Source organism: Luteibacter sp. HAY1-4A (assembly GCF_056755355.1).
Genome location: NZ_JBNDHZ010000011.1, coordinates 79,740 through 93,497 on the forward strand (window position 1 = coordinate 79,740; position 13,758 = coordinate 93,497).

General features: G+C 69.0%; 3 protein-coding genes. All 3 read right to left on the reverse strand.

Going from position 1 to position 13,758, the window contains the following annotated elements; genetic code table 11:
• Window positions 1–8: 8 nt before the first annotated feature.
• Window positions 9–6,374 (reverse strand): amino acid adenylation domain-containing protein, encoded by a 6,366-nt coding sequence (locus tag ACPYOD_RS05615; RefSeq protein WP_481300742.1) that lies wholly within the window; start codon window positions 6,372–6,374, stop codon window positions 9–11.
• A complete protein-coding gene (locus ACPYOD_RS05620; RefSeq protein ID WP_481300743.1) occupies window positions 6,371–13,069 on the reverse strand; it encodes an amino acid adenylation domain-containing protein in 6,699 nt (2,232 codons plus the stop codon). The genes ACPYOD_RS05615 and ACPYOD_RS05620 overlap by 4 nt, the downstream gene beginning before the upstream one ends.
• A gap of 324 nt (window positions 13,070–13,393) precedes the next feature.
• Window positions 13,394–13,758, reverse strand: a 365-nt coding sequence (locus ACPYOD_RS05625) for a hypothetical protein (protein ID WP_481300744.1), incomplete at its 5' end; no start/stop codon positions are given.

The window sequence follows — 13,758 nt, forward strand, 5'->3', positions numbered from 1 at the left end:
GCCGTGGATCAGCCGCGGCCAAGCAGGCGACTCAGCAGCCCGCGTTTTCCCGCGGTGGCTGCCGGTGCCGGCGGAGCGTTGGCCAGTTCGGCGGCAAGCGTTCCCAGCGTGCCGTTCGCGATGTCCAGCAGGTTGAGTTGCACGCCGGTGAGCTTCTGTACGCGGACGGCCATGTCCACCGCGAGCAGCGAATGTCCGCCCACATCGAAGAAGTTGTCGCTGGTACGGACGCGCGACATGCCGAGCAGTTCCGTCCACACCGACGCGAGCAGGCGTTCGCTCTCGCTCCGGGGCTCGGTGCTGTCCGCCGCCGCCCCCTTGCGCTGTTCCGCGGGAAGCGGCAACGCCGCCAGGTCGGGCTCGCCCGTCGGCAAGAGCGGCAGGGCGTCGAGCACGACGAGGTGCGCGGGCATCGACCAGTCCGGCAGGACGCCACAGAGGGCGGCGCGCAAACCGTCCGCATCGACGGACGCGCCCGGTGCGGCTACCGCGTAGGCGTCGATACGTGCGAGACCGGCAGGGTCGGTGCGCTGCACGGCGAGCGCACGAACGATGCCCGCCTGGGTAAGCAACAGCGATTCGACCGCCGCCGGCTCCACATCCATGCCATGGCGGCGCAGGCGACGATCGGAACGATCGAGCACCTGCAACTGGCCCTCGGGCAGCCAGCGCCCGCGGTAACCCGTGCGCAGCACGCGCCCTTCGCCGGTCTGGCGTTCGAGGGCCGCGCGCTGGCCGAAAGGCACGGCGAGTGTGTCGCCGGCGACGGCCACCTGGCCGGTGGCGCCGATGGGACACGGTTCGCCGTCCTCGTCGAGGATCCAGACCTGGGCATGCGATAACGGCTTGCCCTGGTGCAACGCGTCGGCCACGTGTTCGACGCGGCCGCACGTGGCGACCGGTGCCGTCATCGCATCGCCGAACAGCGTCCACAGCGCCGCGGTGTCCGAGGCAATTCGCGCCGCCATATCCGGGCTGGGCGTACCGCCCGCGACGACGGCACGCATCTGCCGGTCACCGCCCCAACCGCCATCGAGCATCGCCTGCCACGTCTCCGGCGTGGCGATGAAGGTCTCCACGGCCTGGTGGGAGCCGACCCTGTCGGCGATAACCCAGGTCGCGCCGCGTGCCAACGCAAGCAGTGCCTCCACGACGGACATCGGATCGGACGGCAATGCGTCCCCCGCTATCCGCTCCGCCACCTTCACGTCGAGCGCATCGGCCAACCCTTCGACCATGCCCGCCAGCGCACGATGCGAAAGCGCCGCGCCGCGCGGCTTGCCGTCGGTGCCTTGCGTCTGGAACGCGATGGCCGGAGCATCCGGGTCCGCGGCGCTGAACTCGGCACTGTCGATATCGACGGCGCCCAGCTCGGCGTGATCCGCATCCAGCCACAGCGCGCACGCGCGCGGCCAGTCGAGCATGGTCTCCAGTGCCGCGTCGCCGATCAGCACGGTCATCCGCGCGTCCGCGAGAATTTCCTTCAGCCGGGCGCTCGGGTCGGCGCGGTCGAGCAGCAGCGCCGTGCCGCCGATCATCGCGATGGCGAGCAGCCCCGCCACGCGATCCGTGCCGGGATCGACGCACAGTCCGACCACACTGCCGCGAATGCCGCCGCGTTCCCGCAGCAGCACGGCCATGCGCGTGGCGCGCCGTAGCAGCGACGCGTAGGTGACGTCATGCCGACCATGCACGATCGCGATGGCGTCAGGTGCAGCGCTGGCCGATGCCGCGACCATGGCGTGAATGTCCGCGGGGAGCCTGATGTCGGCGCTCGTATCGTTCCACCCGTGCATGCGCTCGAGTTCGGCCGCCGTGGCGGCGGTGAGCGCACCCACGGCGATGGCGGGATCGCCGGCCACGCGGCGCATCATGTCGAGGTAGCGTTCGCGCATGAGGCGTGCGGTGTCCGCCTGCAACAGGTCCGCGTTATAGGTAACGCCGCCCACCATGCCCGCGTGCCCTTCGAGGAACCAGAGGCCGAGGTCTTCGGTGGCGCCGCTCTGGAACAGCAGGATCTGCTCGTGCGCAAGGCCGCCCCAGTCCACGACGCGCTGGCGTGCATCCTGGAACGAGAACAGGGCCTGGTAGAGCGTGGCGCCCGCGCCGTGTCCCACGCGCAGTTCGCGTTGCAGGTACTCCAGCGGCACGTCGGGATGGCCGAACGCCTCGATGGCGATGCGCTTCACGTGGCGCACGAATTCGAGGAAGGACAGCGCGGGATCCACGCTCACGTGCAGCGGCAGCAGGTTGTTGAAGTAGCCCATGACCGATTCGACCTCGGTCTGGTTGCGTCCGCGCACCGGCGTACCGACGACGAGGTCGCGCTGGCCGGCGGAACTCGAAAGCATGGCGAAGTACAGCGCCAGGAGCGTTATGTTGAGCGTGGCGTCCGCCTGGCGTGCTACCTCGTGCATCGCGTCGGTGTCTTCGCGCGACACGCGGATCCACTCGGTCCGGCCCAGGCCGGACATGCCCGGGCGACGCGGATGGTCCGTCGGCAGCGCGCGTACGTCACCCATCTGGGCCAGGCGGTCGCGCCAGAAGTCCAGCTGGCCGCGGAAGGCATTGGATTCCAGCCAGTGCGCATGCCACTCGGCGAAGTCGCCGTAGGTCACCGGCAGCGGGGCGAGCGGCGAGGGCAGGCCGGCGACGAAGGCGCGATACAGCGCCGAGAGTTCGTTGTAGAGGATGTCGAACGACCAGCCGTCCCAGATGATGTGGTGCGGCATGAAGAACAGGGCGTGCTCGTCCTCGGCGAGGCGGAACATGCGGGCGCTGAACAGCGGTGCCCGGCCCAGGTCGAACGGCGTGTCGGTCAGTTCCTGCAAGCGCTGCATGAGGCGCGTCTCGCGCTCCTCGTGCGGCAGGTGGCTCAGGTCCTCGGCCGGGAACAGCGGATATTCCAGCCGCGGCTCCACGACTTGCGCGATATCCGCCCCCAGGTCGCGGAAGGCGGTGCGCATGATCGGCTGCCGCTGGATCAGGGCCTGGAACGCCATGTCGAAGGCATGCTCGTCGAGCTTGCCGCGCAGGCGGTGCGCCGAAGGCGCGTTATAGGTGACACGGCCCGGATGCATGCGCTCCAGCGCCCAGAGGCGCCGCTGCATCAGCGAAAGCGGAGCGTGGTCCTGTTCGGTGTCCACACGATGCAGGATGGGGTCGGTCGCCGGCGCGGCGCCGCTGGCCACCTGCGATCCGATCGCCGCGGCCAGCTGTTCGATCGTCGGCGCGTCGAACAACGTGCGGAAGGACAGGGTCACGCCGAACTCGCGGTTCAGCCGCGCGGTGAGCTGGGCGGCGAGCAACGAGTGCCCTCCCAGGGCGAAGAAGTCGTCGCGGATGTCGAGGTCGGGCAGGCAGAGCACGGCCTCCATGGCGGCGGCCACGCGGCGCTCGTCGTCGTTGCGCGGCGCCACGCGCTCGCCGGGGGCGGCCATGGAATGCGCCACCGGCGGCGGCAGGGCCTTGCGGTCGATCTTGCCGTTGGGCAGCAGCGGAATCGCGTCGAGCACGAGGATGTGCTGCGGCACCATGTAGTCGGGAAGGCGGGCGCGCAGGCGCGCACGCAGCGAATCTTCCTCCGGCTGCGCGCCGTCGCGGCCGACCACGTAGGCGACCAGGCGCACGTCCCCGGGACGATCCTCGCGCGCCATGACCACGGCGCGCGTGACTTCGGGCGCATCGGCGAGCACGCTTTCGATCTCGCCCGGTTCGATGCGGTAGCCGCGCACCTTCACCTGGAAGTCGAGGCGGCCGAGGTGTTCCAGCAGGCCGTTGCTCAGCCAGCGTCCGCGGTCGCCCGTGCGGTACATGCGCGAGTCCGGTGTTTCCGACCAGGGATCGGGCACGAACTTCTCAGCCGTGAGTTCCGGGCGGTCGAGGTATCCCAGCGTGACACCGGCACCGCCGATGTGGATCTCGCCGGGAACGCCGAGCGGGCAGTGGTTGCCGCGTTCGTCGAGGATGTGGACGGTGGTGTTGGCGATCGGGCGGCCGATATAGATGCCCTCGCGCGGATCGGACACGCGCCAGTAGGTCGAATACACCGTGGTCTCGGTCGGGCCGTAGCCGTTCCACACCTCGCCGCAGCGATCGAGCAGCGCTTCCGCCAGGTCGACCGGCAGCGGCTCGCCACCGGACACGGCGCGGAACGCGGGGCGGCCGTGCCAGCCGGCATCGACCAGCAGCCGCCAGCCGGCTGGCGTGGCCTGCATCATCGTGGCGTCGCTTTCCTCGATCAGGCTGCGCAGCTGGCCGCCGTCGCGCACATCGTCGCGTCCGGCGACCACGATTTCCGCGCCGCTGGTGAGCGGCAGCATCAGTTCCATGAAGGCGATGTCGAACGACAGCGTGGTGACCGCCACGAGGCGGTCGTCCGGCGCGATGCCGGGCACGCGCTGCATGCTGGTAAGGAAGTTCGCGGCCGAGCGGTGCGGCACACGCACGCCTTTCGGGCGACCGGTGGAGCCGGACGTGAAGATGACATAGGCCACCGAATCGGGCGTGGCAGCCCGGCGGTTGCGCTCCGGCCGCTCGAACGATGCGCGCGCCAGCTCGTCGCTGTTGAGCGCGAGCACGCGCGCGGGATCGAAGTCGAACGCTAGCGGCGTGTCGTCGTCGACCACCAGTGCGGCCAGCGCGGCGTCCTCGGCCATGAAGGCAAGACGGTCGGCAGGGAAGGCGGGATCGAGCGGGACATAGCCGGCGCCCGACTTCAAAACACCGAGCACGGCGGCCACCATGTCGATGCCGCGGGCAAGCGACAGGCCCACCAGCGCACCGTGGCCGATGCCGCGCTCGCGCAGCGCGTTGCCGATGCGGTTCGCGCGCGATTCCAGCGCCGCATAGCTCAGCGAACGGTCGGCATGGCGCACCGCGGCGCGTTCCGGGGCGCGGTCTACCTGCTGTTCGAAGAATTCGTGGGCGAGGCGCAGTTCCGGGAATGGCGTGGGGGCGGGTTGCAGCGCCGCCAGTTCGCGGTAGACGGCATCGCTGACGATCGGCAGGGCGACGGCGGCTTCACGGGGATCCAGCGCGGCCTGTCGCAGGAGCGTGACGTACGCGTCGAGCCAACCCTGGATCGTGGCGCCGTCGAAGAGATCGGCGTTGTACTGGCACTCGAGGCGCAGGCCGCCGTCGACCTGCACCGCGTTGACGAACAGCTCGAAGTTCTCGTACTCGCGGGGCACGGCTTCCACGTCGAAACGCAGCCCGGGGAAGCTCACCGTGCTTTCGTCCAGCTGCGCGTCCAGGTTGAACAACACGGCCACCAGCGGCAGGCGCGAGGGATCGCGCGCGAGCGAAAGGCGCGCGAGCAGGCTGCCAAGCGTGTAGCGCTGGTGCTCGAAGGCGTCGAGCAGGTCGTTGCGCACGGTGCCGAGCACGTCGGCGAAGCTGGCCGTGTCGTCGATGCGTGCGCGCAAGGGCAACACGTTGACCGCGTGGCCGACCAGAGTGTCCAGCCCTTCGGCCGCCTGGCCCGCCGTCGGAATGCCGATCACCACGTCGTCCTGCCCCGCGACGCGGCGGAGCAGGACGGCGAAAGCGGTGAGCAGGGTCGCGTAGAAGCTGGCGCCCTGCGCGGCGCCGAGCCGCTTGATGGCGGCGACGTCCGTCGGGTCGAGCATGCGGTCTTCGCGCCGTGAGGTGAACGACCGCCGGCGGGGGCGGGAACGGTCGACGGGAAGGTCGAGTACGGGGACCGCGCCGGCAAACCGGTCGAGCCAGTACTTTTCGTCCTCCCGCGCCGTCTCGCTGCCGGCGTGCGCAGCCTCGGCCAACGCGAAGTTCGAGAACGCGCCCGCGGGGGCCGGGCCGTTGCCCTTGCCGGTCCGCTGCGCGTATAGGGCGGCGAGATCGCGCACGATCACGCCGAACGACCAGCCGTCGCACACGATGTGGTGCGCGGCGATGGTCAGGAGATGGCGATCGGCCCCGAGGCGGAAGAGTTCCGCGCGGACCAGCGGTCCGTTCTCGAGGTCGAATGGGGTAGTGACGATGCGCGAGAACGCCGCCTGGATGCGCGCGTCGCTTTCGAAAGGTGCAAGCAGCGACACATCGTGGAAGGCGATCGGCAAGGTCGTATGTTCGGCGACGAAGAGTCCTTCGCCGTCGCCGCTGAAGGTGGCGCGCAACGCCTCGTGGCGGTCCACGATGCCTTGCAGGGCCCATTCGAGGGCCGGCACGTCGAGCAAGCCCTTGAGGTTCAACGACACCGCCTCGTTGTACGCCAGCGAGGCTTCCGGCTCCAGCCGGGATGCCAGCCACACCTCGCGTTGCGCGGCCGTCGTCGGCACGAGACGCGCGAGCGGCGCGCCGGCGAACGGATCGTAGTCGACCGCCGTGGCGGCGGCCAGCTCGTTGGGCGTCATGCGGTAACCCTCAGGTACTTGCCCGGCGCATCCGGGTTGGGAACGAACCAAGCGGGACGGCCTTCGGGATCCTTGCCCAGGCGCGCGCCCGGTACAGGCGGCTGCGCGGCATCGAAGGCGGCCGGCTCGCGGCGGCGCGGCAGGAATTCGGCTTCCTGCATTTCGAGGATGGATTCGCGGAAGGCGGTAGCGATGGCTGCGAAATCGGCTTCGCTGTGCGCCGTGGTGAAGAAGCAGGGGAAGTTGTCCAGGATGTGGATGCCGCGGCTGCGCATCATCGCGAACAGCAGGTCCTGCAGCGGGTGGTCTTCAGTGAAGACCGTCTTCCACACCGACGAGAAGTGCACGATCTGCACCGGGGCGCCCACGCTCGCGCAGAACGCATTGAGTTCCTCGGCCATGGCCGTGACCTTCGCGTTCAGCGTGGCCTGCAGTTCGGGGCCTTGTTCCTCAAGGTGGTTGAGCACCGCATGGGCGGCCGCGAGGGCCAGCGGGTGCCGCACGAAGGTGCCCGCGAAATAGGTTACGCCCACGGTGGGCGTGGAGTCGTCGCCGAAACGCCAGTGGCCGCCGTCGAGCGCGTCCATGAAGCGGCGCTTGCCGGCGATCACGCCGATCGGGAAGCCACCGCCCACCACCTTGCCGTAGGACGCCATGTCCGCATCGATGCCGAGCATCGCCTGGGCGCCGCGCGGGTGCGAGCGGAAACCCGTGACCACCTCGTCGAAGATCAGCAGCGTGCCCGATTCCTCGGTGATGGCGCGCAGTTCCTGGAGGAATTCCACCGGCTGGAAATCGGGACGGCGGCTTTGCACCGGCTCGACCAGCACGGCGGCGATGGACGAGGCGCGTTCGCGGATGATGGCCAGCGATTCCGGCGTGCCGTAGTCGAGCACCAGCACGTTCTCGGCGGTGTTGCGCAGGATGCCGGGCGCTGCCGGTACCGACCTGAGCTTTTTGGTGCCGCGCACGATCACTTCGTCGAAGATGCCGTGGTAGGAACCGGTGAAGATCACCAGCGTATCGCGGCCGGTGATGGTGCGCGCCACGCGCACGCAACCCATGACCGCCTCGGAACCGGTGTTGCACAGCGCGGCGCGGTCGAAGCCGGTGATATCGCACACCTGCTTCGCCACGACGCCGGCCAGCGGATGCTGCGGACCGATCTCGTAGCCTGCATCGAGCTGGGTGCGCACGGTGTCGAGCACGAAGTCGGGCTGCCAGCCGAACAGGTTCATGCCGAAGCCGTTCAGGGCGTCCACGTACATGTTGCCGTCGAGGTCCCACACCTTCGAGCCCTTCGAGCGCTCGATCACGATCTGGTACACGATCTCCTTGAGCAGCGGACGGAAACCGTTCACAACGCGCGGATCGGCGAGGTGCGGACGATGTTCCTCGGTATAGGCCTTCGACGCCTTGCTGCGCTCGGTATAACGGCGCATGAAGGCTTCCAGCCGCGCGCGCTGCCGCGCGCTGAGGTCGGTGTGGGTGGAATGGATGCGCGCGATGGCGCCGAACGCCTTCTTCACGTCGTAGGTGGTGTGCGCAAGCGCCGCTTCTTCGTCCTGGCTTTGTGTGGGAGCCGCTTCAGCGGCGATGGGTGCTTGCTGCGCGGTGCCCGCTGCCGCGGGATCGCCGACGGAGCCGGCTCCCACAAGCGCAGGAGCCCCAATCACAGGCGCGGAAGCGGCGGCTCCCGCAAGCAACGCCAACTGTTCCCGCATGATCTGCATCTGCTGCGCGATCACGTCCTGGACCAGTCCGCCACCGGTGGCCAGCGCCGCCGGTGCCGCCGCCATGGCCGGCGCGGGAATTGCCGCGGCCACGGGCGCCACCGGCTGGGCTTCAGCCGGCAACAGGCGATCGATATGCGCCGCGAGCCGTTGGAACGACGAGCAGCCGTCCATCAGTTCGCGGAAGGTGATCTTCAAGGCATAGGTCTTCTGCAATTGCAGCGCCACCTGGGTAAGCGACAACGAATCCAGGCCCAGTTCGACGAAATTGGACGACGGGTCCACGCCGTCGAGCTCGGCGCCCGACACGTCTTCGAACAGGGCGATGAGTTCGCCTGCGAGGCGCTGCGGACGATTGCTGGAGGTGGGCGCGGAAGGCATCGGCATGGGGAACTCCGGTACGAAGGCGGGCATGGCGGCGGGCGGCGCGAGCGGCGCGGCGGCGGCGATAGGGGTGACCGAGGCGGGCAGCCGGGCGTCGATCCAGTGCCGCTTGCGCTCGAAGGGATAGGTGGGCAGGCGCACACGGCGGCGCTGCTCGCGATGGTCGAAGGCGTGGGTGGCGACCGCGGCACCCGCGGACCACAGCGTGCCGGCGGCGGCGAGCCAGGCGGCACGCTCGTCGGCGGGGCCGTCGCCGAGCGAGGCCACGATGGTCCGACCGCGGCTCTGCGCATGCTGCCTCGCCAGGAGCGCGAGGCTGGGTCGCGGGCCCACTTCGAGGAACGCATGCGTGTCGTCTTCCAGCGTGTGCAGCAGCGCCGGGGAGAAACGCACGGTATGCCGCATGTGCCGCGCCCAGTAATCGGGCGACGTGGCTTCCTCCGCCGAGAGTGGCATGCCGGTGAGGGTGGAAACGATCGGCAGGCGCGGCGCCGAAAGCGCGACCGCGCCGACTTCGGCGCGAAAACCGGCGAGCACCGGGTCCATCATCGCGGAGTGGAACGCGTGCGAGGTGTGCAGCATGCGGCAGGCGACGCCTTCGCTTTCCAGCAGTGCGCGGAAGGTGTCGACGGCATCCGCCGGCCCCGATACCACGCTGGCGTTCGGCGCGTTCTCGGCAGCGAGAGAAAGAGCGTCCGGGAGCCGGGCCCGCAGCTCGGCGGCCCCCAGACGAACGGAAAGCATCGATCCGGACGGCAACGCCTGCATCATGCGGCCGCGCCGTGCGACCAGGCGCGCGGCGTCGGCCAGCGACATGACACCGGCGAGCGCGGCGGCGGCAAATTCGCCCACGCTGTGTCCGATCATGGCTACCGGCTCAATCCCAAGGCTCATCCAGAGCCGGGCGAGCGCGTATTCGAGCGCGAAGGTTGCCGGCTGGGTCAGAGCGGTGGCCTTGAGCGCGTCGGCATCGTCGGCGAACATCCGGTCGCGCAGGTCGAAGCCGAGTTCGTCGAGCAGCGCGTTCGCCACTTCGTCGAGCGCCGCGCGGAACACGGGTTCCGTCGCGTGGAGTTCGCGGCCCATGCCCGCGTATTGCGAACCCTGGCCCGGAAACAGGAACACGATGCGAGGCGCCGGATCGGCGCAGGCGCGGCACATGGCGGCTGCCGCGATGTCGCGGAGTGTCGTGACCGCGTCGCTCGCCGACAGCGCGACGAGGTGCGTGCGTTGTGCGAAGGCCTTGCGTCCGCAGGCGAGCGTCCAGGCGGTATCGGCGAGGTTGCCGTCAGGATGGGCGGCCAGATGGTCGGCCAGCCGCGCGGCGGCGTGGCTCAGCGCCGCCGGCGTACGTGCGGAGAGAAGCAGGAGCTGTGGGCCGCTGGCGGGCTCGGACGGCGTGCGCTCCGGCGCTTCCTCCAGCACCACATGTGCGTTCGTGCCGCCGACGCCGAACGAACTGACGCCGGCGCGCAAGGGTCCGCCCGCGGTCTGCCACGGACGCAGCGTGTCGTTCACCACGAACGGCGAGTCGTCGAGGCCCAGGCGAGGATTGGCTGCCTGGAAATGCAGCGAGGGCGGCAGGCGGCGCTCACTGAGCGCGAACGCCGTCTTGATGATGCTGGCCGCGCCGGCTGCCATGACCATGTGGCCCACGTTGCTCTTCAGCGAGCCCAGTGCGCAGAAGCCCTTGTCACCCGTGGCACGACGGAAGGCGCGCGTTAGTCCTTCCAGCTCGATCGGGTCACCCAACGGTGTGGCCGTGCCGTGTGCTTCCACGTAGGAAATGTCACGGGGCGAGACACCGGCATCGTCCAGCGCCATCGTGATCACCGCCGCCTGGCCCGCGGCATTCGGCGCGGTGAAGCTGGCCTTGACCGCGCCGTCGTTGTTTACGGCGGCGCCGCGGATCACGGCATAGACCGGGTCGCCGTCGCGCAGCGCGTCGGACAGGCGCTTCAGTAGCACCACGGCGGCGCCGTCGCTGAAGACCGTGCCTTGGGCGTCTTTATCGAACGTGCGCGTATGGCCGTCCGGCGACAGCATCGATCCTTCCTGCGCGATGTAGCCGCTGTTCGGCGGGCACGAGATGGAAGAACCCCCGGCAAGCGCCATGTCGCAGCGGCCGGCGCGCAGCGCGTCGAACGCCTGCGCAATCGCCACCAGCGAGGTGGAGCAGGCGGTGTTGAGGCTGATCGCCGGGCCGGTGAGGTTGAGCTTGTGCGCCACGCGCGTGGTGAGGTAATCCTTTTCGTTGCCCAGCATCACCTGGAACGCGCCGAGCTTTTCGATGAGGTCGGGGCGGCCGCTGATGTGCTTCTGGAAATACGTGGCGTTGTGCATGCCGCCGAACACGCCGACCGGCGCCGTTTGGCCGTCGGGGACGTAACCCGCGCGCTCCATGCACTCCCAGCACAGTTCCAGGAACAGGCGCTGCTGCGGATCGGTGAGTTCCGCCTCGCGGGGCGACATGCCGAAGAAACCCGCGTCGAACTGGTCCACACCATCGAGCACGCCGCGCGCGGCCACGTAGCCCGGGTCGTCGCGTTCGGCCTGGCTCACGGCCGGATCGAGTTCGCCGGGCGCGAAGAAGCGGATGGACTCGCGGCCCGCGCAGAGGTTGTCCCAGAAGGTTTCGGCATCAGGCGCCCCGGGGAACCGCCCGGCCACGGCGATGATCGCCACGGGTTCACCGGCCGGCACTTGGTATGCCCCCGACAGGGTCGGCTCCCACCGAGCGGCCCTTCCCTCGATCGTGTTCGCCACTGCGGCCGGCGTCGGCTCGGCGAAGAACCCGACCAGGGTCGGGACAGGCGACAGTTCCTCGTGTACGCGTGCCATCACGCGCGCCGCGAGGAGGGAACTGCCGCCGAGGTCGAAGAAATTGTCGTTGCGGCCCACACGACCGACGCCGAGGACGCCCGCGAAGATCGCGCAGAGCGCAATCTCCACGTCGCCGCGCGGAGCGGCATAGGCCGCCGCCAGCTCCGGGCGTTCGGCATCGGGGGCAGGCAATGCCTTGCGGTCGAGCTTGCCGTTGTCGTTCACCGGCAGCCGCTCCATGCGCACCCAGGCGACAGGAAGCATGTATTCCGGCAGCGTGCGCGAAAGCGCATCGCGCAGATCCCGGGCCGATACGGTGTCGTTCTCGCCAACGTAGTAGGCGACCAGGCGCTTGTCCCCGGGCGTGTCCTCACGCGCGATAACGGCCGCCGCGGCAACGCCGGGCAGGGCACGCAGGGCGATGTCGATCTCGCCGGTTTCCACGCGATAACCGCGGATCTTCACCTGGCCGTCCACGCGGCCGACGAAGGCGAGGTTGCCGTCCGGCAGCCAGTGCACGAGGTCGCCCGTGCGATAGCGGGTGCCACCGGCGACGAAGCGTTCGGCGGTAAGTTCGGGACGGTTGAGGTACCCGCGCGCGACGCCGGTACCGCCGATGAACAGTTCTCCGGTCTCCCCGTCGGGCACTTCGTTGCTCTCCGCGTCGAGTACGTGCAACGAGGTTTCACCGATGGGCTTGCCAATGGGAATGGCGCGCAGGTCATCGGGCAGTTCGCGTGGAATGGCGTAGGTCGTCGCGAACGTGGTGCATTCGGTCGGGCCGTAACCGTTGATCAGCGTCGTCGCCGGCAGCGCGGCATACGCCTTGCGCACATGCGGCACCGAAAGCGCTTCACCACCGGTCATCACCACGCGCAGGCCGGCGAGGTTGGTGGCATCGTCGTCGACGATCGCATTGAACAGCGCGGCGGTGAGCCAGGCGATCTCCGCGCCATGGTTCTCCACGGTACGAGCGATGCCCGGCCCGGTGGGCACGCGCTCGCCGTAAACGATGCAGGTGCCGCCATTCAGCAGCGGCGCGAAGATCTCGAAGGTGGACGCGTCGAATCCCAGCGGCGCGGCGTGCAACACTTTCGGTGCGTCGAAGTCGATGTAGTCCGAGCGAAGTACGAGGCGAAGGATCGAGACGTGGCGGATCTCGACGCCCTTCGGTGTACCGGTGGAGCCGGACGTATACATGGCATAAGCCAGGTCGTTCCCGGTCCCGCCGGCGTAGGGAGGCGCAACCGTGTAGGGCGCCCCGAAGTTGTGGGAAGCGGCCTCGGCCGCGAACGGGCTGTCCGCATCGCCGAGGATCGCGCCGTCCCACGCGCTTTCCGTGCCTTCCAGGTCACCCACCGTGAACACTGGAACCTCATCGGCCTCGGTCACGTCCCGAGCCTGATCGACAACGACCGCCGACACGTCCGCGTCGCGCAATGCAAAGGCCACCCGATCGGCGGGCCAACGCGTATCGATCGGGAGGTAAGCGGCGCCCGCCTTCAGCACGCCGAAAATCGCGACGACCGCCTCGACCGACCGCTCCATCAACAGGGCCACATAACTCCCCGGCTCGACACCCGCCGCTAGCAGTCCGTTGGCCACGCGGTCGCTTCGTGCATCGAGTTCGGCGTAGGTCAGGCTGGCCGCGTCCGACACGACGGCCGTGCGATCCGCACAGGTTTTCGCCACAGCGGAGAAACGGCCGTGGACTGTGAAGGTGTCGCGCCCGGCAGGGAAAAGTGCATCGCTCATGGTCTGGCCTCGTACCCGTTGGGGGAGTGCGAAGGCATAGGCCGAACGGTCGAGGTGGTGACGGAACGACCGAACCGGGCGCCCTGCACGCGCCGGTCGTCAGTCTTCCTGCCCCCGATGACCCTCATCCACCCCGCCGTACCTTCGGCTTTCATGCGATCCCCCGTCACGCGGGTGGGCCGGATGACCCTTCGCGTCTGTGGAATCTTTTATAGCCCTGGGCACCGAGGGGGCATATACAACTGGCGCGCTAGCCGGGGTGGGCAAATGGCCGAGGGGTTACCGTCCTGCGAAAGGCACCGGTGGTCATGGCATCATCGATCGTCAGGGCCTGAGCACTGTCAAAGTCCGAATGGCCGATTCCGGCTTACTATCGTAGCTGCCGCGGGCCTTGAACGTGTGGCCACCCAGCGCCAGTTCGGCGAGCTGCCTGGCCCATTGGCCGCTGTCGTTGACAGGGGCGGTGCCCACGAGCGTGCTGCCGTCGAAGAGTTCGACGATCTTGTTAGCCGCTGCAACGCCCGAGATGGTGATGGTGGTATCGATCGTGGTGCCACCATCGGGCACCTCGCCGATCGAGTCCCGAATAATGACGATGACGGGCGCCCTGCCGCCGATGATCTGGTAGGCCCGCTCGGGCGAAGGATACAAGGCGCTGGGCCGGATCATGTGGCGCACACGGCGGCCTG

Coding starts and splice junctions, on each gene's coding strand:
- ACPYOD_RS05615 (WP_481300742.1), bottom strand. CDS start 6,374: ATGACGCCCAACGAGCTGGCCGCCGCCACGGCGGTCGACTACGATCCG.
- ACPYOD_RS05620 (WP_481300743.1), bottom strand. CDS start 13,069: ATGAGCGATGCACTTTTCCCTGCCGGGCGCGACACCTTCACAGTCCAC.